This is a genomic window from Parvibaculum sp. (assembly GCF_030694575.1).
Lineage (GTDB): Bacteria > Pseudomonadota > Alphaproteobacteria > Parvibaculales > Parvibaculaceae > Parvibaculum.
This window is the reverse complement of sequence record NZ_JAUYUS010000005.1, coordinates 1-25,028: the sequence shown is the minus strand read 5'-3', so window position 1 is coordinate 25,028 and position 25,028 is coordinate 1. Positions and strand designations below refer to the sequence as shown.

General features: G+C 64.2%; 28 protein-coding genes. 18 read left to right on the top strand and 10 right to left on the bottom strand.

The window, feature by feature from the left end; translation table 11 throughout:
• Positions 1-64 precede the first annotated feature (64 nt).
• From Q8S60_RS00880 to Q8S60_RS00865, 4 genes are all read left to right on the top strand, one after another.
• Complete coding sequence (locus Q8S60_RS00880) at positions 65-1,078, top strand: NAD(P)-dependent alcohol dehydrogenase (protein WP_305276567.1); 1,014 nt, start codon at positions 65-67, stop codon at positions 1,076-1,078.
• Between the two features lie 63 nt (positions 1,079-1,141).
• On the top strand, positions 1,142-1,612 hold the full coding sequence (locus Q8S60_RS00875; protein WP_305276568.1) for a VOC family protein: 471 nt from the start codon (positions 1,142-1,144) through the stop codon (positions 1,610-1,612).
• Positions 1,609-1,980 (top strand): helix-turn-helix transcriptional regulator, encoded by a 372-nt coding sequence (locus tag Q8S60_RS00870; RefSeq protein ID WP_305276569.1) that lies wholly within the window; start codon positions 1,609-1,611, stop codon positions 1,978-1,980. Before Q8S60_RS00875 ends, Q8S60_RS00870 begins: the two co-directional genes overlap by 4 nt.
• Positions 1,977-2,447 carry an SRPBCC domain-containing protein gene (locus Q8S60_RS00865; protein ID WP_305276570.1) on the top strand — a complete coding sequence of 157 codons (471 nt, stop codon included), beginning with the start codon at positions 1,977-1,979 and terminating at the stop codon, positions 2,445-2,447. The genes Q8S60_RS00870 and Q8S60_RS00865 overlap by 4 nt, the downstream gene beginning before the upstream one ends.
• Positions 2,448-2,575: 128 nt before the next feature.
• Here Q8S60_RS00865 and dgcA read toward each other — a convergent pair whose 3' ends face one another.
• From dgcA to Q8S60_RS00850, 3 genes are all read right to left on the bottom strand, one after another.
• Positions 2,576-3,562: an N-acetyl-D-Glu racemase DgcA gene (dgcA, locus tag Q8S60_RS00860; RefSeq protein ID WP_305276571.1), complete on the bottom strand. Its 987-nt coding sequence runs from the start codon at positions 3,560-3,562 to the stop codon at positions 2,576-2,578.
• Between the two features lie 127 nt (positions 3,563-3,689).
• Positions 3,690-5,951: a CHASE2 domain-containing protein gene (locus Q8S60_RS00855; RefSeq protein ID WP_305276572.1), complete on the bottom strand. Its 2,262-nt coding sequence runs from the start codon at positions 5,949-5,951 to the stop codon at positions 3,690-3,692.
• 187 nt (positions 5,952-6,138) lie between these two features.
• Positions 6,139-6,537, bottom strand: a complete 399-nt coding sequence (locus Q8S60_RS00850; RefSeq protein ID WP_305276573.1) for a cytochrome c family protein — start codon at positions 6,535-6,537, stop codon at positions 6,139-6,141.
• A 161-nt stretch (positions 6,538-6,698) separates the two neighbouring features.
• Here Q8S60_RS00850 and Q8S60_RS00845 point away from each other — a divergent pair, with 161 nt between their 5' ends.
• From Q8S60_RS00845 to Q8S60_RS00830, 4 genes are read left to right on the top strand one after another with little or no spacing between them, the layout of a single operon-like run.
• Positions 6,699-7,874: an ABC transporter permease gene (locus Q8S60_RS00845; RefSeq protein ID WP_305276574.1), complete on the top strand. Its 1,176-nt coding sequence runs from the start codon at positions 6,699-6,701 to the stop codon at positions 7,872-7,874.
• A 2-nt stretch (positions 7,875-7,876) separates the two neighbouring features.
• Positions 7,877-8,650 (top strand): ABC transporter ATP-binding protein, encoded by a 774-nt coding sequence (locus Q8S60_RS00840; RefSeq protein WP_305276575.1) that lies wholly within the window; start codon positions 7,877-7,879, stop codon positions 8,648-8,650.
• 5 nt (positions 8,651-8,655) lie between these two features.
• Positions 8,656-9,561, top strand: coding sequence for an MlaD family protein (locus Q8S60_RS00835; RefSeq protein WP_305276576.1), 906 nt, complete (start codon positions 8,656-8,658; stop codon positions 9,559-9,561).
• Positions 9,562-9,599: 38 nt separating this feature from the next.
• On the top strand, positions 9,600-10,274 hold the full coding sequence (locus tag Q8S60_RS00830) for an ABC-type transport auxiliary lipoprotein family protein (protein WP_305276577.1): 675 nt from the start codon (positions 9,600-9,602) through the stop codon (positions 10,272-10,274).
• Here Q8S60_RS00830 and Q8S60_RS00825 read toward each other — a convergent pair.
• A complete protein-coding gene (locus Q8S60_RS00825) occupies positions 10,267-12,441 on the bottom strand; it encodes a hypothetical protein (protein WP_305668266.1) in 2,175 nt (724 codons plus the stop codon). The genes Q8S60_RS00830 and Q8S60_RS00825 overlap by 8 nt on opposite strands.
• Positions 12,442-12,778: 337 nt before the next feature.
• On the opposite strand from Q8S60_RS00825, the gene Q8S60_RS00820 reads away from it, so the two are divergent.
• Complete coding sequence (locus Q8S60_RS00820) at positions 12,779-13,174, top strand: Hpt domain-containing protein (RefSeq protein WP_305276579.1); 396 nt, start codon at positions 12,779-12,781, stop codon at positions 13,172-13,174.
• A 212-nt stretch (positions 13,175-13,386) separates the two neighbouring features.
• Here the strand turns inward: Q8S60_RS00820 and Q8S60_RS00815 are convergent, their stop codons facing one another.
• The gene (locus Q8S60_RS00815) at positions 13,387-14,511 is read right to left on the bottom strand and encodes an NAD(P)/FAD-dependent oxidoreductase (protein WP_305276580.1); all 1,125 of its coding nucleotides are present in this window, start codon (positions 14,509-14,511) and stop codon (positions 13,387-13,389) included.
• Between the two features lie 477 nt (positions 14,512-14,988).
• Positions 14,989-16,512: an alkaline phosphatase family protein gene (locus Q8S60_RS00810; protein ID WP_305276581.1), complete on the bottom strand. Its 1,524-nt coding sequence runs from the start codon at positions 16,510-16,512 to the stop codon at positions 14,989-14,991.
• 237 nt (positions 16,513-16,749) lie between these two features.
• Between Q8S60_RS00810 and Q8S60_RS00805 the strand changes: the two genes are divergently transcribed.
• On the top strand, positions 16,750-17,070 hold the full coding sequence (locus Q8S60_RS00805; protein WP_305276582.1) for a 2Fe-2S iron-sulfur cluster-binding protein: 321 nt from the start codon (positions 16,750-16,752) through the stop codon (positions 17,068-17,070).
• A 13-nt stretch (positions 17,071-17,083) separates the two neighbouring features.
• Here the strand turns inward: Q8S60_RS00805 and Q8S60_RS00800 are convergent, their stop codons facing one another.
• The gene (locus tag Q8S60_RS00800) at positions 17,084-17,692 is read right to left on the bottom strand and encodes a TetR/AcrR family transcriptional regulator (RefSeq protein WP_305276583.1); all 609 of its coding nucleotides are present in this window, start codon (positions 17,690-17,692) and stop codon (positions 17,084-17,086) included.
• 96 nt (positions 17,693-17,788) lie between these two features.
• On the opposite strand from Q8S60_RS00800, the gene Q8S60_RS00795 reads away from it, so the two are divergent.
• Positions 17,789-18,418 carry a glutathione binding-like protein gene (locus Q8S60_RS00795; protein WP_305276584.1) on the top strand — a complete coding sequence of 210 codons (630 nt, stop codon included), beginning with the start codon at positions 17,789-17,791 and terminating at the stop codon, positions 18,416-18,418.
• On the opposite strand, the gene Q8S60_RS00790 is transcribed toward Q8S60_RS00795, so the two are convergent.
• Complete coding sequence (locus Q8S60_RS00790) at positions 18,402-18,710, bottom strand: chorismate mutase (RefSeq protein ID WP_305276585.1); 309 nt, start codon at positions 18,708-18,710, stop codon at positions 18,402-18,404. The two genes, Q8S60_RS00795 and Q8S60_RS00790, sit on opposite strands and share 17 nt — an antisense overlap.
• Positions 18,711-18,938: 228 nt before the next feature.
• On the opposite strand from Q8S60_RS00790, the gene Q8S60_RS00785 reads away from it, so the two are divergent.
• The 6 genes from Q8S60_RS00785 to Q8S60_RS00760 all read left to right on the top strand — a co-directional run bounded on the left by Q8S60_RS00785 (position 18,939) and on the right by Q8S60_RS00760 (position 23,196).
• Positions 18,939-19,970, top strand: a complete 1,032-nt coding sequence (locus Q8S60_RS00785; RefSeq protein ID WP_305276785.1) for an NAD(P)/FAD-dependent oxidoreductase — start codon at positions 18,939-18,941, stop codon at positions 19,968-19,970.
• A 17-nt stretch (positions 19,971-19,987) separates the two neighbouring features.
• Entirely contained in the window at positions 19,988-20,311 is a 324-nt protein-coding gene (locus tag Q8S60_RS00780) for a 2Fe-2S iron-sulfur cluster-binding protein (protein WP_305276586.1), read from the top strand.
• Between the two features lie 59 nt (positions 20,312-20,370).
• Positions 20,371-20,772 (top strand): DUF3574 domain-containing protein, encoded by a 402-nt coding sequence (locus tag Q8S60_RS00775; protein ID WP_305276587.1) that lies wholly within the window; start codon positions 20,371-20,373, stop codon positions 20,770-20,772.
• Between the two features lie 9 nt (positions 20,773-20,781).
• Positions 20,782-21,648, top strand: a complete 867-nt coding sequence (locus Q8S60_RS00770) for a hypothetical protein (RefSeq protein WP_305276588.1) — start codon at positions 20,782-20,784, stop codon at positions 21,646-21,648.
• Positions 21,649-21,700: 52 nt separating this feature from the next.
• Positions 21,701-22,318, top strand: a complete 618-nt coding sequence (locus tag Q8S60_RS00765; RefSeq protein ID WP_305276589.1) for a class I SAM-dependent methyltransferase — start codon at positions 21,701-21,703, stop codon at positions 22,316-22,318.
• 131 nt (positions 22,319-22,449) lie between these two features.
• Positions 22,450-23,196, top strand: coding sequence for an ImuA family protein (locus Q8S60_RS00760; protein WP_305276590.1), 747 nt, complete (start codon positions 22,450-22,452; stop codon positions 23,194-23,196).
• 9 nt (positions 23,197-23,205) lie between these two features.
• Here Q8S60_RS00760 and Q8S60_RS00755 read toward each other — a convergent pair whose 3' ends face one another.
• Positions 23,206-23,517, bottom strand: a complete 312-nt coding sequence (locus Q8S60_RS00755; RefSeq protein WP_305276591.1) for a hypothetical protein — start codon at positions 23,515-23,517, stop codon at positions 23,206-23,208.
• A gap of 17 nt (positions 23,518-23,534) precedes the next feature.
• Positions 23,535-23,804 carry a hypothetical protein gene (locus Q8S60_RS00750; protein ID WP_305276592.1) on the bottom strand — a complete coding sequence of 90 codons (270 nt, stop codon included), beginning with the start codon at positions 23,802-23,804 and terminating at the stop codon, positions 23,535-23,537.
• A 113-nt stretch (positions 23,805-23,917) separates the two neighbouring features.
• On the opposite strand from Q8S60_RS00750, the gene Q8S60_RS00745 reads away from it, so the two are divergent.
• A partial coding sequence (locus Q8S60_RS00745; protein WP_371134292.1) for a DNA polymerase Y family protein occupies positions 23,918-25,028 on the top strand: 1,111 nt, incomplete at its 3' end.

Genomic DNA, 25,028 nt, shown 5'->3' with positions numbered 1-25,028 from the left:
TGACATTGCACGCTCATGCTCCAGTTATTGCACCAACAAGCATTCAATAACCGGAGGAAACGACATGCGTGCGATGGCCATTCAAGGCGAGTTCGGGATCGGCAATCTCAAGCCGCTCGACAGGCCCGTGCCCAAGGCAGGGCCGGGGCAGGTGGTCCTGAAAATGAAAGCCGCCTCGCTCAACTACCGCGATCTCGCGACCGTGATGGGCATGGGCGGCAATCCGAAGCTGCTGCCTCTCGTGCCGCTGTCGGATGGCTGCGGTGAAGTCGTCGAGGCGGGCGAGGGCGTCACGCGCCTGAAGGTTGGCGACCGCGTGGCGCCGAGTTTCTTTCAGGGCTGGCATTCGGGCGGGCCGCGCCCGGAGGTCCTCGGGGTCACGGCGCTGGGTGGCCCCATCGACGGTTGCGCGCAGGAATATATGTGCCTCTCCGCCGAGGGCATGTCGAAGGCGCCCGCCAATCTCTCCGACGAGGAAGTCGCCTGTCTCCCCTGTGCCGGGCTCACCGCCTGGCGCGCGCTTGTCGTCGAGGGCAACATCAAGGCGGGCGACACGGTGCTGGTGCAGGGCACAGGCGGCGTCTCTATTTTCGCTCTGCAATTTGCCAAGGCAATGGGCGCGCGCGTCATCGTCACTTCATCCTCGGATGAAAAGCTCGAGCGCGCGAAGAAGCTCGGCGCGGACGATTTCATTAACTACAAGGCGACGCCGAACTGGGCGGGCGAGGCGCGCAAGCTCACCGGCGGGCGCGGCGTCGATCATGTGGTCGAGGTCGGCGGCGCAGATACGTTTCCACAGTCGATCATGGCGTCACGCGTCGGTGGTCACGTCGCCGTCATCGGTCTTCTGTCGGGCATGACGAAGGATGTGAACGTCGCGGCTATCTTCTCGCAGAATCTCAAGATCAGCGGCATCACCGTCGGCAGCCGCGCGCATTTCGAGGATATGTCGCGCGCCATCGAGCAGAACGGCATCCATCCGGTCATCGACAAGCGCTTCCCCCTTGCCGATGCGCAGGATGCCTTCCGGCTCATGCAGGGCGCATCGCATTTCGGCAAGATCGTGCTGGATATATAACGTCTTGATTAAATATTAGCTTTTAGGTTAAATATCCTCCGGTCGTAGAAGGAGGAGGACATCATGGCTGACAAAACCGGCAGCGCCGCGGCGCAGGTCGTGCCCGCGCTTTTCTATCAGGACCCGAACGCCGCCCTCGACTGGCTCGAAAAGGCGTTCGGGTTCGAAACCTGTCTCCGCCTCACGGGCGATGACGGCGTCATCCAGCACGCCGAGATGGAATATGGCAATGGCCGCATCATGCTGGGCGGCATGAACTGGGCGGATTGGCCGTCGAGCCCCAAGGCCATCGGCGGCAAGAACACGCAATGCGTCCATGTCCAGGTGAAGGACGTCATGGCGCATTTCAAGCGCGCGAAGGAAGCCGGCGCCAACATCGCCGCCGAGCCGGAAGATCAGTTCTACGGCGACAAGATCTACCGCGTCTTCGATCCCGAAGGCCATTTCTGGACCTTCGGCCAGACGATGCGCGTCCTCTCCAATGACGAAATGGAAAAGGCGAGCCCCGGTCTCAAGGTCGAAGGCAAGGGATGAGCGCCGCGCCTGCCGGTCCGGAAGACATCGACCGCATTCTCGCCGCGCTCGCCGATCCGACGCGCCGCCGCATGGTCGACATGTTGCGCGACGGGCCGATGCGCGCGGGCGAGCTTGCCGCCGCCTTCGACATCAGCGGCCCGGCCGTCAGCCGTCATTTGCGTGTGCTGCGCGAGAATGCGCTGATCGAGGAGGAGGAAGAGGGCGACGACCGGCGCCTCCGCGTCTACCGCCTCCGCGCCGCGCCTTTCGCCGATCTGCAGGCCTGGCTGGAGGAGGTCGCCGCCTTCTGGACCGCGCAGCTCTCCGCTTTCAAGAAGCATGCGGAAGGAAAATCGCGCAAGGGCAAGGGAGCCAAAAGGAAATGAGCGCGAATGTCATGGTCGGCATCACGCTCGAGGTCGAGCCGGAGGAGGCCTTTCGGCTCTTCACCGAAGAGGTCGATCTCTGGTGGCAGCGCGGCGTGAAATTCCGTTTCCGCCCGAAGGCCAACGGCATCATGAAGTTCGAGCCGGGCGAGGGCGGCCGTCTCATCGAAATCTACGACGAGGCCAAAGGCGATCTTTATGAGGTGGGGCGCATTCTTGTCTGGGAGCCGGGCGTCCGCCTCGTCTTCGAATGGCGCGGCCCGAATTTCCGCGACGAGCAGGTGACCGAAGTCGACATCCGCTTCAAACCGGTGGAAGCCGGCACTCGCGTCGTGCTCGAACATCGCGGCTGGGAAACCCTGCCGCCCGATCACCCCGCGCGCCACGGCCTCGGCGACCGCGCTTTCCTCACCATGCAGGGCGGCTGGTGGGAAGAGCAGCTCGCGGCGTTGAGAGGGATGGGATAACTGGCATGTAAAAAATCGTCATTGCGAGCGTAGCGAAGCAATCCAGTAGCGGCATATACGGTGTTTGCGGTTTCTGGATTGCTTCGTCGCTGCGCTCCTCGCAATGACGGAACCGCTTTCGGGACTCGCTATCCCCAAAGCTCCCGCGCCGGCGGATAGACGAGGCTGCCTTCGTAGCGCAGCGCCGGGTCGCGGTCCTGGGCCAGCAGCAGCGGCCCGTCGAGATCGACGTAATCCGAATGCTGGGCTATCAGCGTGGCGGGCGCCATGGCGAGCGAGGTCGACACCATGCAACCCACCATCACGCGCAGGTTCCGTCGTTTGGCGCAGCGCACGACCGACAGCGCTTCGGTGAGGCCGCCGGTCTTGTCGAGCTTCACATTGATGAAATCGTAGAGCCCGACCAGCCGCCGCATGCCCTCCAGCCCATGCGCGCTTTCATCCGCGCAGAGCGGCACCGGGCTTTCGATGCCGCGCAGCACTTCGTCTTCCGCCGCCGGCACCGGCTGCTCGATCAGCGAGACGCCGAGCCGCGCCAGTTCATGCGCCATCGGCAGAACCTGTTCGGGCTTCCAGCCCTCGTTGGCGTCCACGATGAGCGCCGCATTGGGCGCACCCGCGCGCACCGCTTCCACGCGGGCGATGTCCTCGTCGCCGCCGCCGCCGAGCTTCAGTTTCAGCAGCGTGCGATGTGCGGCGCGCCCCGCCGCCTCGCGCATCTCGTCCGGTGTGCCGAGGCTTAGCGTATAGGCCGTGGTGATGGCGCGGGGTGCGTCGAGCCCGGCCAGTTCCCAGACCTGCTTCCCGGCGAGTTTCGCTTCGAGGTCCCACATGGCGCAGTCGAGCGCGTTGCGCGCCGCGCCGCGCGGCATGGCGCGCTGCAACTGTTCGCGGCTCATGCCTTCGGCGATGGCATGGGCCTGCGCCTTGATGGCGGCGATCACGTCTTTCTCGGTTTCGCCGTAGCGGGCATAGGGCACGCATTCGCCCTGGCCGGTCAGGCCCATCTCCGTCACGGTCGCCACGACGACGCGCGCTTCGGTTTTCGAGCCGCGCGAGATCGTGAAGGCCCCCGCAATGGGCCATGACTGTGCTTCGACGGTAATCTCGCGCATGAACGGGCTCGGCCAATGATGGGACATCCGGCGTGGGCCGGGAGCTTCGCGTGCGATGATGGCTTTTGTGTGCGCCTGCTCCAAGTCCAAATCGAACCTTATCGATCCGGGATGGACCGCCGGCCGCTCAGATGCGGCCGGCGAAGAAGGCCCCGTTCCAGTGGTCGCCGGGCGGATTCGCTTCATAGGCGGATATCCGGGCGTCGTAGAAATCGTAAAGCGTCGGGATCGCGCCGTTCAGCTTGCGGCATTCGGCTATGGCCGCGCGCGCCTCGGCCCAGCGCTGGCTGCGATAGGCGGAGAAGATCAGCGCATGGGCTTCCTGCAGCGCCCGGAACTTCGGGTTGGCGCGCATGATCGGGTCGCCGAGCAGGGCGAAGACGCGGCGGCCTTCCGGGTGGCGGGGCGTCGACACGAGGTCGATTTCGAGCAGCGCGTAGCGGCCGCCCACGGCGCGCTGCGTGCCTTCGCCGACGATGATGGCCGGGCCGTAGTGCCGCGCGTTCTTCTGCAGATAGGCGGCGAAGCTCACGGGCTCGCCCAGCACGCCGTAGTCGAAGCGCTGGACGGCGCCCATGTTGCCGGTGATGGCCGTGCCGGTATCGATGCCGATCGACAGGCTCAGCGGCACATGGCTCAGGTGCTGGCGGCGAGCGTCCTCTTCAAGGAACTCATTGAGAGCTTCGAGGTTTTCGACCATCCGCAGCGCCGCGTCGCAGCCCTTCGAGGCGTGATCGGTCACGTCGAGCGGTGCGTTCCAGACCGCATAGAGAGCGTCGCCCACGGCGCGATCCACCATGCCGTTCCGGTCCTGCACGATCTTGGTCATCGGCGAGAAGAAGCGGTTCAGAATGTCGGCATAGGCCGTCGGGTCTTCCAGGTAGCGGTCGGCGATGATGTTGAAGCCGCGCAGGCCGACGACCACGGAGGTCACGTCGCGCAGGGAGCCTTCCGCCCGGATGATGTGCGGGTTCGCCTTCATGCGGGCGAGGCCCGACGAAGAGAGGCGGCGGCCGAACTGCGTTTCGACGAAGCGGATTTCGTCTTCCGTGTGCAGCCGCGTCATCAGCGTGCAGGTCAGCGCCGCGAAGACGAGCGTCACGCCGCCAAGCGCCGGGTCGATCAGCCAGCGGTGGTTTTCGAATGCCCACCAGGAGCCGTAGGCCGCGCCGCCGATCAGCAGCAGCGTCAGCAGCGCGCCCCAGCGGAAGCGGAAGCGCCGCACGACGAGAATGACGATGACGCCGCCGATGAGAACGAAAAGCTGTTCGGCAACCGAAGCCCAGCCCGGCCGCGCGAGGAAGCTCTCGTCCGCGATCTGGTCGATGGCATTGGCCGCGATGGCGCCGGAGGCGAGCGGAATGCCGAGCGGCGTGTCGTGCAAATGCTGGGCGCCGTTGGCCGAGACGCCGATGATGGCGATGCGGCCCGCGAGCGGTGCGAGGTCCGTGCCGCCGGAGAGAATCTCGCCGGCCGGCATCGAGCGCCGCGTCTCCTTGCCGCCGAAATAGAGCCGCAGGCGGCCGTCCTTCAGCGTCTGCGCCGCAAGCCCGGTGCCGTCGATCTCGACGCGCTCGATGCCCGGTTCGATTTCGAAGGAGAAGCCGTTTTCCGGCATCGTCACCATGGCGCGGTAGCCCGTGCCGCCCTCCGCGACGCGGAGCGCTTCGAGCACGTTGGAGGGGTAAAGGATGCCGTCCAGATTGACCAGCATGGGCAGTCCGCGCACGGTCGAGCCGGGCGCCCGCTCGGGCAGCGCCGCGCCATTGCCGCTGGCCGCCGCCTCGAAGAGGGGCAGGGTGGAGCGCCAGGTGTCGTATTCGTCGATGTAGTGCCGGGGGTCGCTGCCCCGCGGCACGATGGCGGCGGGCCGCGCAGGTGCGTTCCTGCCGTCGAAAGAGGTCTTGCCCGGCACGAAGGAGACCACGGATTTCGTCGAGGCGAGCAGCGCAGCGAGTTCGCGCTCGTGGTTCGGCAGGCGGGTCAGTGCCCGGCCGAGGCCGTTCATCTCCTCGCCTGCGGGCAGGGGCGACCACAGCCGCAGCAATTCCGCCGTCGCGGTCGGGTCGGGGTCGGCCAGCGCCATGTCGATCACGATGGCGCTCGCCCCGGCGTCGCGCACCTTTTCGACCAGCGTGTCGAGGCGCTTGCGCGGCCAGGGCCAGGCGCCGTAGCGCTTGGCGGTTTCGGCGTCGATGTCGACATAGACGGTGCGGGGGCCGTTCGGACCGGCCTCGCGGGGCAGGATGCGCTGATAGAGATCGAAGACCCGGTTCTGCAGAAATGTTCCCGTGCCCTGCGGGTCGTAGATCGACACGAGGATGCTCAGCACCAGCACGAGGCCGGGCAGGATCGCCGATAGTCTGCGGAACGCAGGTGTAGGATTCATGTCTCACTGCTGCCCCAGCGCCGGATACAGGCGTGGGGGATGCCCCATATTGAACCTTCAGGCCCATCGATGTCCCGTTATGGAACGTCGAATACTGCCTCCGGTTCCTCCGCTGCAGCTTCCGTTCCAGCGCGGAATCGCGCCGGAGCGGGACAATTATGGGAAGCGGGGTGGGGGTGGCGGAGGGTTACTCCGCGCCGGTCTCGCTCTTGAGGTAGGCGATCAGGTCTGCCCGTTCCTCTTCCTTCTTGAGACCCGGGAAAGCCATGTTCGTGCCGGGCACCATGGCGGCGGGCTTTTCGAGATAGGTCATCAGCGTCTCCTCGGACCAGACAAGTCCTTCGGCGCCCTTCTCCTGCATGGCCTTGGAGTATTTCACGCCTTCTTTCGTGCCGGCGGTGCGGCCGAAGACGCCGTGAAGGTTCGGGCCGATGCCGTCCTTGCCGCCTTCTTCGACCGTGTGGCAGGCCTTGCAGCGAGCGAAGATTTTCTTTCCCTTGGCGAGGTCGGGTCCGTCGGCCAGCGCGGCGCCTGAAAGTGTCATGGCGATGACGATCGCCCCAAATCCGTGAAACAGGCCGCGCATGGTGATCTCCTCGACAAAAAACAATTTTCCGGCGGATAACCGGGCCGGATGGAACGGAACCTACCCTATTTCGCTGTAAACGGAAGGCCATGTGACAAGCTGGCGCGGCGAAGGCATATTGTGGCGGCGGCACGGCGGCATTGGCGAAGACCGGGGGCAGATTGGCCGAAGTCAGCACTTCAAGCGGGCGGAGCGGAGAGACAGGCGGGCCTGCTTCCTGCCGGATGGAAGCGGACGGACGTCATCTGCGCATCGAGGCCGCCGGCGACTGGTCGATCGTCCATCTGGATCCCGTCGACCGGCAATTGCGCGCGCTTACGGTGGATCCGGGTGCCGCGCAGCACATTGTCATCGACCTCAAGGGCATCACGCGCTTCGACACGGCGGCCGCGGCCGTCATCGAGCGCACCGCCGAGGTTCTCAAGCGGCGCGGCGTCGACGTCGAATATAAAAATGTGAGCGAGGCGCAGAACAAGCTCTTCGACAAGATCGATGCCTGCGGCCCGCCGGAGCCCGCCCATCCGCCGGCGCAGCCTCTCCGTCTCCAGATACTCGGCAAGATCGGAGAAACAACCCGCGCCATCGGGGAAGAAGGGCGGGGCATGCTCGGCTTCATCGGCGCCGTGATGGTGACCGCCGGGCGCACCATCCGTCATCCGGGCCGCTTCAGGCTCATCCCCTTCGTCCACCACATGGAGAAAGCCGGTTTCGATGCCTTGCCGCTCGTCTGCCTGCTGACGTTTCTCATCGGCGCGGTCGTCGCGCAGCAGGGGGCGGTTCAGCTCCGCCAGTTCGGCGCGGAAGTCTTCACGGTCAATCTCATCGCCATCATCTTCCTGCGCGAAGTCGGGCTGCTCCTCACGGCCATCATCGTCGCGGGCCGTTCGGGCAGCGCCTTCACCGCCGAGATCGGCTCCATGAAGATGCGCGAGGAGATCGACGCCATGCGCACGCTCGGCCTCGATCCGATGGACATGCTCGTGCTGCCGCGCGTCCTTGCGCTCATGGTCACGCTGCCGCTTCTCACCTTCGTCGCCGACATCATGGGCCTGATCGGCGGCGGCATCGTCGTCCAGATCATGCTCAACATGTCGCCGGCCGTCTATATCGCCCGCGTGCAGGAAGCCGTCGGTTTCTGGACCTTCGGCGTCGGCCTGGTGAAAGCTCCGTTCATGGCGGCGGTGATCGCGCTGGTCGGTTGCCGCGCTGGCTTCTCCGTCACCGGCAGCGCGGAATCGGTCGGCGCCATGACGACGCGCTCGGTCGTGCGGTCGATCTTTCTCGTCATCATCCTCGATGCGCTCTTCGCCATGTTCTTCACGGCGGTAGGGATCTGACGATGGCGAAGAAGGGCGAACCCATCATCGAGGTCCGGGGCCTCGACACGCGCTTCGGGGACAACGTCATCCACGAAAATCTCGACCTCACGGTGATGAGGGGCGAGGTGATCGGCATCGTCGGCGGCTCGGGCACCGGCAAGTCCGTCCTGCTTCGCACCATTCTCGGCCTCAAGAAGCCCGACGCGGGCACCATCCGCGTCTTCGGTCTCAACCTGGCGGCGCTCCCGGAAAGCGAACGGCGTCTCCACGAGCGGCGCTGGGGCGTGCTCTTCCAGGACGGTGCGCTGTTCTCCGCGCTTACCGTCGCCGAAAACATCCAGGTGCCATACCGCGAGCATCTCCATCTCTCGAAGGACCTGATGGAGGAACTGGCGGCGATCAAGATCGCGATGGTCGGTCTCAGGCCGACGGCAGGCGCGCTCTATCCCTCGGAACTTTCGGGCGGCATGAGGAAGCGGGCGGGGCTGGCACGGGCGCTGGCGCTCGACCCGGAAATCCTGTTCCTCGACGAACCGACGGCCGGCCTCGACCCGATCGGCGCCGCCGCCTTCGACGACCTCATCAACGACCTCACGGATACGCTCGGCCTCACCGTTTTCCTCGTCACCCACGATCTCGATACGCTTTATGCGACCTGCGACCGGATAGCGGTTCTCGCCGAGAAGCATGTTATTCTCGTGGGCACGATCGACGACATGTTGCGTAGCAGCCATCCTTGGATTCACGAATATTTTCACGGACCGCGCGCACGCGCGGCATTTGCGGGCAAGTAGCGGTCATGGAAATCAAATCCAACAATGTCCTGATCGGCGGTGTCACGCTTGTTGCCGTCATCGCCCTGTTCCTGTTCCTGCTCTGGGTGAGCGGGGTGCAGTTCAACCGGCAGTTCGCCAATTACAAGATCATCTTCGACGGGTCCGTCTCCGGGCTCTCGGTGTCCGGCCCCGTCCAGTACAACGGTCTGCCCGTCGGCAAGGTGACCGACCTCTATCTGATGGAGCGCAATCCCAACAAGGTGATCGCGATCATCGAGGTCGATGCGCGCACGCCGGTGAAGGAAGACTCGGTCGCGCAACTGGAACTGTCGGGCCTCACCGGCGTCGCCTTCATCCAGCTCACGGGCGGCAGCCCGGAATCGGCGGAGCTGCATGCGAAACCCGGCCAGGACTACCCGATCATCCGCGCCGCGCCGTCATCGCTGCAGGACTTGCTGAAGAGCGGCCCCGAGACATTGCAGAACGCCAACGAGCTCATCAAGGAACTCAACAATCTTGTCGCGTCGAACCAGCGGTCGGTCTCCGAGGCGCTCGCCAATCTCAACACCATGTCGAAGGCGCTCGCCGACAATTCCGAGAACATAACGACCGCGCTTACCCAGCTCTCGGAAGCCTCGCGGCACCTGAACAGCATCAGCCGCAGCGCCGACGGGCTGATGAAGGAAGACGTCAAGGAATTCATTGCCGATGCGCGCGAGGCGGCGCGGTCCTATCGCGACGTGGCGGTCGAACTCGACGCGATCCTGAAGCAGAGCGGGCCGGGCATCGGCAGCGGCTTGTCGCAATTGCCGCAGCTCGTTGCGGAGACGCGGGCGCTCGTCACTTCGCTCGACCGCATCGCGTCGCGCGCGCAGGACGATCCGGCGCGTTTCTTCGTCGGCAACAGCGTGCCGGAAGTGCGGCCGTAATGAAGGGCCGGGTAAACGGCAAGGAGAGGGGACGGGGGATGAAAGCCACGATCGGAAAACTGGCGCGGTTTGCGCTTCTCTCGGCCGCGTTTGCGCCGCTCGGTGCCTGTGCGCTTGCCGATGTCGCAAGCGGTCCCGCGCCGTCGCTCTACGTGCTCACCGCGCCCGCGGTCGAACTCCCGGCCACCGCTCGGGCGACGCAGGCGCAGCTCGTCGTCGAGGAATTCTCCGCACCCGCCGCCATCGACACGGGCCGGATCGTCTTCCAGCCGTCGCCGAACGAAATCAAATATTACGCGGGCGCGCGCTGGAGCGACCGGGCGCCGAGCATGATTGCCTCGCTGCTCGTCGAAACGCTGACCGACACCGGCCGCTTCCCCGCCGTCATCGGCCCGGGCAATCGCGTGCGCGCCGACCTCGCGCTTGTCGGCGACATCCGCACCTTCGCCGCCTACAAGCCCGAAAGCGCCGGCTTCGGCGAGGGGGTGGCGAAAGTGCGCGTCGTGCTTTTCGTGCGGCTGGTCAATGTGCGCGACAGATCTATCGTGGCGGCGCGGGAATTCTCGGCCGAGGCGCAGTCCACCGGCATCGGCATGGAGGGCATCGTCGGTGGCTACGATGCCGCGCTCGATACGGTATTGAGCGAAATCGCCGTCTGGACGTTCGAACAGTCGCTCACGGCGCTGCCGCGCGAGGCCGCGCCTTCTAGCTGAGCTTCCCGATCGCCTGTCCGAGCATCAGGTAGACCTTGCCCGTGTCCGAGGTGAGATAGGTGTCGACCAGGATGTTGTCGCGGTCGCGCGTCGAGGCGGCGCCGAGCAGTTCCTCGAAGCTCGTCACGAAGCGGTCCACATGGGCGCGGAATTCGCTCTCCTTGCGGTATTTCGCGGCGATCCGGTCGTAGAGTTCGCGGCCCGCGAGATTGTAGAGCCGCCGCGTGAAGACGTTGCGCTCGCCCGCCTGGTAGCGCTGCCAGAGTTCCGGCGGCGGGCTCTGCTCCAGCGCACGGTCGAGATCGATCGCCAGCGCCTGCAGCGTTTCGATGACGTGGAGAGACGCGCGCTGGAAATCCTGATCGCTGCCATGCACGAGGTCGTGGGCGCCGTGCGCGCTCTTGCGTTCGGCGGCGGCCAGCAGTTCCGACATGCCCCAGCGCCGCTGGCGCGGCGCTTCCGGCTGCGGCGCCATGCGCGGCGGAAACACCGTTTCGCGCGGCTGGACGGGCGGGGTAGAGCGGTCGAGCGTGCGCGCGTGGCGCACCACGATTTCGGCGATGGTTGCCAGCGCGCCGATCTGTTCCTCCAGCACGTCCTTCAGCGCTTCCGCGCTTGCCGCCGCTTCGCCCGGCAGGTCGTCGATGCGCTTCGCCAGTTCGTCCGTCGCTTCGTGCATGGCGCGGCCTGCCTCGCGCGCGGTGCCGCCGAGGCGGATCATCGCGGCGTTGAAGCGTTCGGATGCGGTCTCGCCGTCGGCGGCCGCCGTTTCCGCGAGCTTGCGCAGTTCCTCCGTCCGCTGGCCGATTTCCTCGGCGAGCGTGGTCGTCACGCGCGTTACCTCGTGGTTCATCGCGGCCGTCGCGGCGGTGAGCTTGCCCGTCGTCGTTTCGATGGCCTCGGTCGCGGCGCGGCTGACATCGTTGGAGAGGGCGCCCGTCGCCGCCTTCAATTCGTCCACCGTCGCGCCGATGGCGCGCGTCGCCGCGCCCGCCGAGCGGCTGACCGATGTCGAGGCGTCCGCCGCCTCGCTCGCGCCGAGCCGGATCTGTTCCGCGATGCTTTCGCGCAAGGCCGCCGCGCGCGCCGCCGCCGCCTCGAAGGTCACGTCGAGCCCGGCGCTGAGGCCTGCCACCGCGCGGGAGATTTCCGCCGTGTGATGGGCGAGCGACTTGTCGGCCGCGTCCATCCCGTCGCGATGCGCCTCGAACACGGCCTGCAGCCGCGCATGTTCATGCTCCAGCCGTCCCGCCGCCTCCGCGATCGTCTCGCGCTGGCGCTCGTAGCGCTGGCCGATCTCCTCGGCCTTCGACAGGGCGTCGTTCGCCACCACTTCGAGCCGCGAGGATTGCCGGTCGAGCATCGTCGCCGTCTGGTCCGCGCCCGCGCGCGCCGCTTCGCTCATCCGCGACAGGGCTTCGGCCTGTTCGGCGAGGCGTTTGCCTGCCGCGTCGAGGTCGCCTTCCGCCTTGCCGGCGACGCCGCGCACCGCATCCACCTGTTCGCGGATCGCGCGCGAGATCGTGTCGCTTTCGGTGCCCAGCGTCCGGGCGATTTCCTGGAGACCGTCCTTGTGGCGGTTCAGAAGTTCTTCCATCGTCCGCGTACGGAATTCCGCGCGGCCGGTGCCGCGGTCGATTTCCTCGACCTCGCGCCCGACAATCTCCTTCAATTCGTTCGCCTGCTTCAGCGCCGCGTCGAGACCGGCGCGCATGTCGGCCAGTTCGCGGCGCACGGCTTCCGAAATCGTGGCGATCTGGTCGGTCGCGAAATCCTCCGGGTCCGACAGGCGGATCGCCGTCCGCGCCAGCGCTTCCGACATCAGCCGCATTTCCGCGCCGCGCCAGGCGGTCCATGCGAGCATCCAGATAAGTGTGAGCGGGGCGAGCACGACAGCCGCGACCAGCCCCTGTTCGAGCGGCGTCAGGTTCTGCAATCCGTCGAGCCCGTAAAGCCCCCACAGATAGGCCGCCTCCGCGCCGACGCAGAATAGGGTCGCCAGCGCCGCCGCGCCGACGATGCGTTTGCTCGGGCGCCGCGCGATCATGCGGTAGAGCGCGCCGCCGGTCGGGCTGTCTTCGTTGGCGGCGCGGACCGGCAATGCGGTTTCCGCTTCCGCGGCTGCGTCCGAAGGCGTTTCGTTCGGCGCCATATCCCTGTTTTTCATGAGCTTTCCCGGCCTCAGGCCCGTATGCGGCCTTCCCAAGTTGTCGGATGCCATGATGGCCGTCAACCTCGCGCGTGCCCGTGCGGGCACCATAAAGAAAGTCCCCGCGCACGGGGGGCATGCCGGGGACGAAAAGAGGGGCATTTCGAAGGATCGCGGTTGGCTCTTGCGGGGCTCTTGGCAATTCCTCGTGTGCGACAACTTAAAGACAGTTAACCATAATTACAACGGCCGGCCGCAACGGGCACGAATTCCGGCTGAATTCCGCGCCTTAACGAATCGGTACCGCCTCCGCGGGTAAGCTTCTCCACCGGTTCAGGCGTAACGGAGCGCGGCTATGAAAACCTCGACAGCAGTCCTCGGCGGCGGAGGCATTCCTCCCTCGGGGCTTTCATCCCATCCCGCGCCTCGCCGCCCGATCGATCTCGTCCATCTTTCCAAATACACGCTCGGCAATCGCACGCTCGAGAACGAGCTGCTCGGTCTCTTCCGCACGCAGGCCGGCGTCTATCTCGCGCGCCTCGCGGATGCGTCCGACGATATCGAATGGAAGAACGCCGCCCACAGCCTCAAGGGCTCCGCGCGCGGCCTCGGCGCCTGGGCGCTCGCCGAACTCGCGGAGGAGGCCGAAAGGCTTCCCGCCGCCGCCGAAACCCGCCCCGCCATCATGGCCCGCATCGCCGACGCCATCGCCGCCGTCAACGCCTTCATCGACAGCGTGGCGGAAGGGTAAAAGCAGAAGCGTAAAAACAATTGTCATCCCGGCGAAAGCCGGGACCCATTGGTTCCCCCAGCAAATGCTGTCGGGTTCTGCTTTCATCGAAAACAGAAGTGTCATCCCGGGATTTATTCCCGGGACCCATCGGCTTTTTGTTTTATGGCGAAGTGGATTGGGTCCCGGCTTTCGCCGGGATGACATCTATACATTTATCCGTATAGAGAGTTTCACCCCCGCACCATCCCCAGAACCTCCTCGGCAATCGCGAGCGATGCCGTCAGCCCCGGGCTCTCGATCCCGAACAAATTGACCAGTCCCGCGAGCCCGTGCGTCTCCGGCCCCGAGATGACGAAATCCGCCGCCGGTTCGCCCGCCGCGTTGATCTTCGGCCGCACGCCCGCATAGGCCGGCTGCAGCGCGCCGTCCTTCAGCCCCGGCCAGTAGCGCCTGACCTCGGCATAGAAAGCATCGCCCCGCGCCGGGTTCACCGCATAGTCGGGCGTTTCGTCTTCCACCTCGATCCATTCGACATCCGGGCCGAAGCGCGCCTGACCGCCCATGTCGAGCGTCAGATGCACGCCGAGCCCCGCCGCCTCCGGCACCGGATAGATCAGCCGCGAGAAAGGCGCGCGGCCGGCCAGCGTGAAATAATTTCCCTTGGCGAAGAAGGCCGTGGGCACATGCGCCGCGTCGAGCCCGTCGGTCCTCGCCGCCAGGGCAGGGGCCCAGAGCCCGCCCGCGTTGACGACGATCCGTGTACGGAGCCTCATCGGCTCGTCGCCTTCGACATGAACGATGAAGCCGCCGCCCGCCGCCTCGATCCGCGCCACATTGGAGCCGAAGGCGATCGCGCCGCCTGCATCCTCGAGCTCGCCGCGGAGGCTCAGCATATAGGCATGGGCATCCAGAATGCCGGTCGAGGGTGAGTGCAGCGCCGCCACGCAGCGGAGCGCCGGTTCCATCGCGCGCGCTTCCGCTGCCGTCATCTCCCGAATGTCGGAAACCCCGTTCGCCCGCGCCCGTTCCGCGACGCCGCCCAGCACGCCAAGCTGTGCCTCCTCCGTCGCGACGATCAGCTTGCCCGTCCGCCGGTAGGGCAGGCCATGCGCGTCGAGATAGCGGTAAAGCATCCCGCGTCCCATGACGCAGAGCCGCGCCTTCAGGCTCCCTTCCGGATAATAGAGGCCGGCATGGATCACCTCGCTGTTCCGCGCCGAGACTTCGGTGCCGATGGCGCCATGCCGCTCCAGCACGATGGTCTCGTGCCCGGCCCGCGACAGCGCCCGCGCGCAAGCGAGCCCCACGGCACCCGCGCCGATCACCACCGCATCGATATCCGCATCCGCCGCCAAATGGTCTCTCCCTCAGGTCATGTCAGAAGCAGTGCCGGAGAAAGGGGAGGGTGGCAAGGGGCGGCGGGTGATGCTTGGGGGCCACGACATCAATGTGCGGAGGCCCCCCAATATAGAAGTGTCATCCCGGCGGAAGCCGGGATCCACGGGCCGCGCTGCGCTAGCAAAAGCGGGGATTATTTATTTTGGGAAATCTCTACCCGGGCATAACTCGCTTGGCGTCCTGCGCCGCAACATATCCCCTCATGCGGTTGCGAAGGCGGAAGATCGCCGCACCGGATTCGGCACCTGCGCGAGCACATGAATCCGCTCCGCGAAGCGCTCACCGGGGAGGGGATGGGTCCTCTCGCAAACGCCCCAAAACGCTTTGTGACAGTATGGTGACAGTTCGATGACAGCCGCCATCCTTATCCCCGCTTTGGAACCCGAAAATAAATAATCCCCGGTTTTCGCGCGCCCTCCGAATCCGTATACGGATCAATAACGCGCGGCGCGGCGCGTGACCGGGCCGTCGTCGGTCAGCGCGATATGGGTGAGCGTCTGCTCGTCGTGGTTCATGCGCCAGGAGAGAAGCTTCTGGGCGTATTCCAGCACCAGCGGCAGGTAGTCGGGATCGGTCGCGCGGTTCACGAATTCGTCCGGGTCCTTTTCGAGATCGAAGAAGAGCGGCGGCAGTTTCGTGAAGTGGACATATTTGTATTTCTCGTCGCGAATGATGTTCATCGTGCATTGATGCAGCGTGAGCCCGAGCCGCTTCTCGGCGCTGTCGTCGGCGGGGTCGCGGAAATCGAATTCCCAATGCGCCTCGCGCCGCCATGTCGCGGGCTCGCGCGCCTCGAGGAAGGGCCGCAGCGACGCGCCGTCGCATTGCACGGGTATCTCCGCGCCGATCAGGTCTAGCATGGTCGGCATGATGTCGACATTCTCCGTGAACCGGTCGACCACGCTTCCGCGCGCGCCGTCCGCTGCCTTTCTCGGATCGCGGACGATCAGCGGAATGTGATACGACGCATCGAAATAGCCGCATTTGCCGAGCAGCCAGTGGTCGCCCATCTGTTCGCCGTGATCCGACGTGAAGACAATAAGCGTGTTGTCCCAGCGTCCGGTCTCCTTCAGGAAAGCGAAGACGCGGCCGAGTGCTGCATCCACTTCCGACATCAGCCCGTAATAGACGGCCTTCATGCGCCGCAGTTTCTTTTCGTTCGCGGGCGCGCGGAAAAGTTTGCGGCCAAGCTGGTGTTCGAGCCAGGGATGCTGGGCGGCTTCCGCGTCCGGCTTCTCCTTGCGCGTGAAGCCCGGCACCTCTTCCGGATCGTACATCGCGTTCCAGGGTTCCGAGGCGACGAAGGGCGGGTGAGGGCGCAGCAGCGAGAGATGCGCGACGAAGCGCCCCTTCGTCTCCGCGATATAGTCCATCAGCCGGTCGGTGAGGTAGCTCGTGTCGTTCGCCTCCTGCGGGTAGATGAGCGGGCGGGGATGGGCGCCGCCATCCTCATATTCCGTACCCGGAGCGCGTATGCCATAGGCGAAGCGGATGTCGTCCGGCACCTCGTAGCCTTGCTCCGTCAGCCAGTTCGTCCAGGGCGTCGGCCAGGTGCCCATCATGCAGACGGGGCGGATGCCGGGGAGCGGGCCCTCATAAGTCATGAGCCACGGGCTTTCCGGGTCTTCCTCGCGCGGGTCCTGGCTCGTATCCGTGTAGCCGAAGAGAACCGGGTCGTAGCCGATGCGCGCGGCCTCCTTCGCCCAGTTGGTATGGCGCGCGTCGAGCGGCGTGCCGTTGGTGCCGGAGCGGTGGTTCTGGAGATACATGCCGGTATGGAGCGAGGCGCGGGAGGGGCCGCAGGGAACGGCGTTCGCGAAATGTTTGCGGAAGAGCACGCCTTCGGCCGCCAGCGCGTCGAGGTTCGGCGTCTTCACCATCGGGTGGCCGCGGGCGGAGAGGCACTCGCCGCGCCACTGGTCCGCCGTGATGAAAAGAATGTCGAGCTGGTCCGCCATGTGCCGCCTCCCGTTTACCTTTGCGGAAGACTATGCGGCCTTCGTGACGGGGCGACAACGGGTCTCACACGGCATTTCCGCAGCGTTTCAGGGGCCTTTCCGGGCAGGTGCGGCGCCATGCCCCGAATGAGGGGTTGAAAAGAAAAACCGGCTGCGTCATGTATGTGCCGGCCTCGCGAGAGGGGCTTTTCCATCCGGCGGCGTCCGGCCCGTTCCACCTCCGACAAGAAAACCAAGATGGCGAAGATCACCTATATCGAGCACAACGGCACGGAACACGCGATCGATGTCGAGAACGGCATGACCGTGATGGAAGGCGCCATCAAGAATTCCATTCCGGGTATCGATGCGGATTGCGGCGGCGCCTGTGCCTGCGCGACCTGCCATGTCTATATCGCGGAAGGCTGGAAGGAAAAAGTCGGCCCGGCGGAGAGCATGGAAGAAGACATGCTCGATTTCGCCTTCGACGTGCGCGAGAACTCGCGTCTGTCGTGCCAGATCAAGGTGACGGACGAGCTCGACGGCCTCGTGGTGAACCTGCCCGAGAAGCAGTTCTGAGCACCGCTTTTTCCTACATGTCCCGGCAGAGCATCTGCACCGTGTGCTGAGCCAGCGCGTCCAGTTCCTTTTTCGATGCGCCCGCCCGCGCGCGGATCGCGAGGCTGTGCAGAACGGATGCCGCGATTTGTGCCCGTGCCGTCGTGTCGGCGGCCGGTGAAAGATCGCCTGCCGCCTTTCCCTTTTCGAACAGCATCGCGAGCCCGCCATCGATCTCCTTCAGCGTCGTCACGAGCGCCGCGCGAATGTCGCTGTCGGTCGCTGCTTCCGCCGGTGCCGTGCAGAGGATGAAGCAGCCGCGCGCGCCGTCCGGTCCCGACCGGTAGATGGCGATCGCCTCGTTGTAGAAGTCGCCGAGCGCCGCCTCGAGCGGCTTCTCCGCTTCCACCGTCCGCCGGAGTGCTGCCTTCATCAGACCGGCAACGAGGTCGAAGGATTTCAGGTAGAGCGACTTCTTGTCGCCAAAGGCCGCATAGAGACTTGGGCGGTTCATGCCGGTCGCGGCGGCCAGCGCATCGAGCGATGTGCCTGTGAAGCTGCCTCCCCAGAAGGTTTCCAGCGCCTGCCAGAGCGCGGTGTCCGGGTCGTAGGAGCGCGGCCGTCCGCGGGGTTTTTCCGTCATTTTGTACCGTTTCGCAAAAAATGATTGACGCCGGCATGTGCGGCGCTCTTATTATTATTCGGAACGGTACAAAAACTCAATTTCCGAGGGAAAACCATGGATCTCTATTTCTCGCCAATGGCCTGTTCGATTGCCACGCGCATCGCGCTTTACGAAGCGGGAAAGGGCGACGAGGCGTCTTTCCATCAGGTCACGCTGTCGACGAAGACGCTCGCCGACGGTTCCGATTTCTATGCAATCAACCCGAAAGGGCAGGTGCCGACGCTCAGGCTCGATGACGGGCAGCTGCTCACCGAAGGCGCGGCTGTCCTGCAATATGTCGCCGATGCCAATCCTGCCTCTCGTCTGGCGCCCGCCAATGGCACGATGGAGCGCTACCGGCTGCAGGAGTGGTTGAACTTCATCGGGACCGAACTGCACAAGCAGGTGCTGGCGGTGATCTTCAATCCGAGAGCGCCGAAGGAAGCGAAGGATTTCGCGCGGGACGCGGTCGCGCCGGTCAAGTTCGAGGCGCTGGCGAAAGCGTTGGAGGGCCGCGACTATCTCGTGGGTGACGGTTTTACGGTTGCCGATGCCTATGCCGTCTTCGTGCTCACGCTTTGCGGCTTTGCCGGCATCGACCGGAGCCGGTGGCCGGAGCTCGACGCCTATTACGCGCGGATGTCGGCGCGGCCGGGAGTCGCGCGGGCCTTGAAGGACGAGATGGCGCTTATGAGCCGGAACTGACGCTGCGGCGGTTCGCGTCGAAGACCGTGTATTCATGCTCGATCGATTTTTCGATCAGGAGCCGCCAGAGCGGTTCGGCGATGGCGCGGCTGAGGCCGGCACGGTCGGCTTCCGTCAGGACCTTCGCCACCACTTCCTCGATCCGCGCCTCGTCGCGCACGGCCGTCCGCTCGCCCTTGATCTCGCCGGCCTGCTCGATATAGGTCTGCCGCTCGGCGAGCAGCCGGACCAGTTCGCGGTCGATTCGGTCGATCTCGTTCCTGACTTCCGGCATCGTGTTGCACTTGACCATCGTTCTCTCCGGGAGCAGGGGTGCGGCACGGCGTCATGCCACAGCGCCGCATTCGCCGCGTAAGATAGGCATGAGCGCCGGATTGTCACGGCTAAATCCGGCGATTTTTTGCTTGGCGTTGCGGGGCTGGCGACCTATATAGGCGTCAATGGTTGTGAAATATAAATAACCACAGAATCTGCAAGTTATTTGTATGGCCCATGGTGGCCGGAACGACAGGTGGCTGAGATGACTCAGGAAACGATCACGACGGACGTGGTCATCGTCGGGGCGGGGCCTTGCGGCCTCTTCGCAGTGTTTGAGCTCGGCCTTCTCGATATGAAGTGCCACCTGGTCGATATTCTGGACAAGCCCGGCGGGCAGTGCGCCGAGCTTTATCCGGAGAAGCCGATCTACGACATTCCCGGCTTGCCGGTCGTAAGCGGTCACGAACTGACCGAGCGCCTGATGGAACAGGCCGCGCCTTTCAATCCTCAGTACCATTACAACGAGATGGTCGAGGAAGTCGAAAAACTCGACAACGGCAACTGGCGGGTGAAGACCGATGGCGGCCTTGTCTTCGAAGCCAAGGTCATCGTCATCGCGGCGGGCGGGGGCAGCTTCCAGCCCAAGAAGCCGCCGATCCCCGGTATCGAAGCCTATGAAGGCAAGTCCGTTTTCTATGCCGTTAAGCGCATGGAGGCTTTCCGCAACAAGAACGTTCTGATCTCCGGCGGCGGCGACAGTGCGCTCGACTGGACGATCAATCTTCAGCCGATCGTGCAATCCATGCAGCTCGTTCACCGGCGCGACGGCTTCCGTGCGGCGCCCGACAGCGTCAACAAGATGCATGCGCTCGTCGAAGAAAAGAAAATGCAGTTCCATCTCGGCCAGATCACGGCACTGCATGGCGACAACGGTCAGCTCGAGGGCGTGACCGTGAAGGGGAATGACGGCGCCGACTATCAGCTCGAATGCGATACGCTGCTGCCGTTCTTCGGTCTCACGATGAAGCTCGGGCCGGTCGCGAACTGGGGTATCAATCTCCATGAGAACCTGATCCCCGTCGACACCGAGAAATTCCAGACCAGCGTGCCGGGTATCTTCGCCATCGGCGATATCAATACCTATCCGGGCAAACTGAAGCTCATCCTGTCGGGCTTCCACGAAGCGGCGCTGATGGCGCAGGCGGCATTCAAATACGCCTACCCGGACGCGAAGGTCACCTTCCAGTACACCACCTCCTCGACGAGCCTGCAGAAGAAGCTGGGCGTCGCGTAAGCGTACCGAGGTCCGTCATGCGTATCATTCTTGTCGACGCTGAAGGCGTCGAGCACGAACTCGAAGCCATGGAAGGTTGGCGGGTGATGGAAATCATCCGCGACTACGGCTTTCCGATCGTTGCGGAGTGCGGCGGTGCCTGCGCCTGCGGTACCTGTCAGGTCGAAGTCGATCCCGAATGGGCTGCGAAGCTTCATGAGCCCAGAGAAGACGAGCTCGATATGCTCGACGGGAATTATGGCGGTGAGTGGTCCCGGCTTTCCTGCCAGCTCCTCATGAGCCAGAAGCTCGACGGCTTGCGCCTCCGCCTCTCCGACATCGCGATCCGCAAAGCGGCCTGACGGTCGCCGCTGGACAACTCCCGTCCCAACCTGTCAAGAATGGGCGACGGAGGACGGCGGTGCAGAGATTTTCCTTTATCGTCATTTTGGCGTTTATCCTTTTCACGCCCGGCAAGTCGTATGCGGAGCCGGCGGCGGCGATCGAGACCACGCTCTATTTCGGCATGGCTCTTGGCGATGGCGGCAAGGTCAGCGACGAAGAATGGTCGGATTTTCTCACGAATGTTGTCACACCGCGATTTCCGGACGGCTTCACCGTCGTTGATGCTTATGGACAGTGGCGCGACACCGCGGTTGCGAATGCGCCGATCGTGCGGGAGACGACAAAGATTCTCATCGTCGTTCACCCGGCGACGGCAGAGGCCGAAGCCTCCGTCGCCGAGGTGAAATCCATCTATCGCGACCTCTTTGCTCAGCAATCGGTTTTTCATACCGAGGTGTCCGTGCGTGTGATGGAGTAGTCTTTTCCAATGTTTGCCGTTTCTTCGCTCGTCGAAAAAAGCTTCGAAATATGGCCGGGCCGGCTCGCTCTGGCGGCAAGGGGCAAGGGCGCGCGCGACGCCATCGATGCTGGCATGGACGCGGTGAGAGAGGTTTCCCTCTCGTTGCTTACCGATGCGGAACTGCTTTCCAACGGCAGAGGCAATGTGCTTCCGCGAGGCAAGGCGGCGCGGCTCGCTCTGGAGGCGATGCATGTTTTTCGCGATGCGATTTCAGGGGATATGCTGCCGCCGGTGCTTGCAGCACTGCCTGGCTCGGTTTGCGACGTAGTGCTCGCCGCGATGCGCAACGCGGCGGATGGGGCAGGCGATGTCGAGTTTTCCGTTGTCTCGCTCGGGGATGCAGCCACGATCCATATGGAACCGGGGACGACCGCCCCGCAGGATATGGATGTACCTGCGGTGCTCGGGGAGTTCATGGGCGTGCTGGGTAACGGGGTTCAGGGTGGTGCCGCAATCGGCGGCATCAGATCCGGCATTCCGACATGCGGGGTGCTCGATATTGTTGCGGCACAATCGAAAAGTGCGGCGCTGGCCGGATTGGCGGCCGCCGCACTTGCCGATGCAGCATTGGCGGCAACGGGGTCTCCCGGGCACATGCCCCGGGACAAGCTGATGGCACTTGGATGGCGGGGCCGTGTCGTCAACGCCGCTCCCGGGTTCGTCGAACCGGAGCTGGTCTGGGAGGCATTATCCTTGTCCGTCAGGCGCGGAACGGCACTCCGCGAGAAAAAATTGTTGCGTGCCGCCGCGCTGGGACTGAAGGGACGGGGCCGGACGATCGGGCCGATCGATGGGGACAGGCTGTTGCGCTTCGGTGTTTCGGAGTGGCGCTAGCGGGCATGCAGCGCCATACTGACGGCGATTTTTGACCTTGGGAGGCTGGAAGATGGGCTTTTACGAACGGCGTGTCGTTCCTCACATCATCAATTGTGCGTGCGGCACAAAGCCGATCCGTTATCAGCGCAAGAAAGTCGTGCCAATGGCCGAAGGTACGGTGCTGGAAATCGGCATCGGCACGGGTTTCAATCTTCCTTATTACGATGCGTCGAAAGTCACGCGCCTTATAGGTCTCGATCCATCGGAAGAATCCTGGCGTCTCGCAGGCGAGCGCGCAAAGGGACTGCCGTTTCCGGTTGAGTTCATCGGCTTGCCGGGCGAGCAGATTCCGCTCGACGACAAGAGCGTGGATACGGTGCTTTGCACTTTCAGTCTCTGCACGATTCCGGATCCCGTGAAGGCGCTCGAGGGCATGCGGCGCGTGCTGAAGCCGGGCGGCAAGCTCGTTTTCTGCGAACATGGCGCGGCGCCCGATGCCGGTGTGCTCAAGTGGCAGAACCGGATCAATCCGGTCTGGAAGGTGTTGTTCGGGGGCTGCAATCTGAACCGGAAGATACCCTCGCTGGTCGAGCAGGGCGGTTTCCGGATCGCCGATCTTCAGACCATGTATCTGCCATCGACACCGCGGTTCGCAGGTTTCAATTACTGGGGCGTGGCACAGGCCTGACTGCGGGACACTTGACTTGAGGACACGAGGAAAATAGAACAAAAAGAGAACAAAGGTTCTTTTCCGTGTCGCAGACTGCCAAGGCCGCCCTTATTGCTGATCTTAAATCCCGGCTGGCAGGTCCGGCATCCATGGGTGCTGGCCGTCGTGCGGTCATTTCGCTCGGCGCGGCGGAAATCGACCATATGTTGCCCGATAGCGGTCTCCGATCCGGTGCCCTGCATGAGATTGCCGCTGCCACCTATCACGACATGGGGGCCGCAACGGGTTTTCTCGCCGGACTTGCCGTTTGCGCCATGAAGAGGTCGTCTGCACCGATACTCTGGTGTGAGACGGGGCGTTCGCCCTTCGATATAGGCGGGCTCTACGGCTCGGGAATTGCCGCCTTCGGCCTCGATCCGGCAAGGCTTGTTCTGGTCACGCCGGCGCGCGACACCGATTGCCTTTGGGTGATGGAGGAAGCGCTTCGTAGCCGGGCTTTCGCGGCTGTGGTGGGAGAGGTGGACAGTTCTTCAGCCTGTCTCGGCCTCACGGCAACGCGGCGGCTGCAACTTGCGGCGGAGGAAGCGGAAACGCCTGTCTTACTTTTCACGGGCTGTGCAAAAGAAGGCGCGGGAGCGAGCGTCGCCGTCAGCCGCTGGCATGTATCGGCCGCACCAAGCGCACATGTTCCCTATGCGAATGAAACGGAAATGCTGCCCGGGACTCCGCGCTGGAAGATTGCACTTGTGCGTTCCCGGGGCGGCCAGCCGGGTAACTGGCTGGTGGAGTGGAACGGCGCAACGGGCATTTTTTCCGTGGTGACGCCGGTATCTCGCCATATGAAGCCCGGTACGGCCGAAGCCTTCGTGCCGTTCAGGCGAATGCTCATGGCCTGATCGCCGTATTCACCAGTAACGATAGGGATAGCGATAGGGGTAAGGATAAGGGTAATAGCCGGGATAAGGACCGCCCCACCAGGGAGAAGGCGTTTGCGCGCGTCGCAATTCGCGGGTGTTTTCTTCCTGGGCCCGGATTTCCCTGAGCTTCAGCATGCAATTGGCAAAAGCTTCCGAACCCGCCGTGAAGCCGATGCTCCTGCATTCGGCTTCATCGGATTGTTTCTGCGCGGCTTCACGTGCCACCCGCTCTTGTGGGCTTGCGCAGGCTGCAACCGCGAGCAGCAATGCAATGGCCAAGCCCGACCGCACGATACGCATTTACATCTCCCTCTGCGTCAGAAGCCCTTGGTAACGCCGACGCCTACGCCGAAGCCAATATTGGGGGAACGGTTGCCTTCTTCCCTGGCCCGGATTTCCTTCATCTTGAGGCGGCAATTGCCATAAGCCTCCGTATCGGGCTTGAACCCCAATTCTAGGCAATTCTGGTGATCGAGAGCATCGAGCCGTGCTTTTTCAGCTGCGGGATCGCCGCATGCGGCAAGCGTCAGCGGCGCCACCATCATGAGTCCCAGAGCCAGGTGTCTCGCTCGAATGTGCTTCCGCATGCTGCATCTCCTTGGTGCCTCGATCGGCAGGTTCTCAAGACTTAATCCTAGTCCTGTTTCAGGCAAGAAGAGGGCAATTCAAATTAACTTGCCTTTGCGCCGGGAAAGAGAGCATGTTCTCTTTTTGTTCCAATCTCAAGCCTTCAGGTCCATGTATGGAAGGCAAACGAAGGATCGTTGCGCTCTGGTTGCCTCATTGGCCCATCGAGCGGCTCGGCCGCGATCTCGAACGGCAAGCGAGGCCTTTGCGGGTGCCGGAAAAGCCGCGAGTACTTGCCAGGCCGGGGCCGGGCGGTATGCGTATCACCGCGCGCAACCGGCTGGCACAGGCGGCAGGAATTCATCCGGGACAACTGGTTTCCGATGCCACGGCGCTATGTCCGGGACTTGAGTTGCATGCGGCGGACAGCGAAGGCGACCGCAAGGGGCTGGACCGGCTGGCAAGCTGGTGCGGGCGCTACACGCCCTGGACGACGGCCGATCCTGACGGCATTGGAGAGGAGCCGGACGGCATCCTGCTCGACATCACGGGGTGCGACCATCTTTTCGGCGGAGAGATGGCGCTCATCGCGGAATTGCGGAGACGGTTGCAGGGCTTTGGTCTTACGGCGCGCGCTGCCGTGTCTTCGACGACCGGGGCGGCATGGGCGCTTGCGCGGTTCGGTGAGCGGCCCCTTCTCGTCCTGCCGGCAGGCGAGGAGGCGGACGCGCTTCGCTCTCTGCCCGTTGCCGCGCTCCGGCTGGACGATGCGGCTGTCAACGGCCTCATTCGTCTCGGCCTCAAGAAAGCCGGAGATCTCTATGGGAAGCCACGCGCGCCGATTACTGCGCGCTTCGGGCCTGGCGTTGCGCGGCGTCTCGACGAAGCGCTGGGATTTGAGCCGGAACCGATATCGCCTGACCTGCCGCATGTGCCTTATCGCGCCTCTCTTGCTTTTTCCGAGGGACTGACGCGCAGTGCGCATATCGAGGAGGCCTTAAAGCGGATCGCCGCGGATCTTTGCGAGGTACTTGAGCGGGAACGTCAGGGGGCGAGACGGCTGGAGTTGCAGCTTTTCCGTGTCGACGGCGAAGTGACGCGAATGCAGGCGGGCACCGGTATTGCTTCGCATGATGCTTCTCATCTCTCACGGCTCTTTCGCGAGAAGCTTGCTCAGATAGGAGACGATTTCGATACCGGCTTCGGCATCGAGGCCATCACGCTTGCCTGTCTCGCTGTCGATC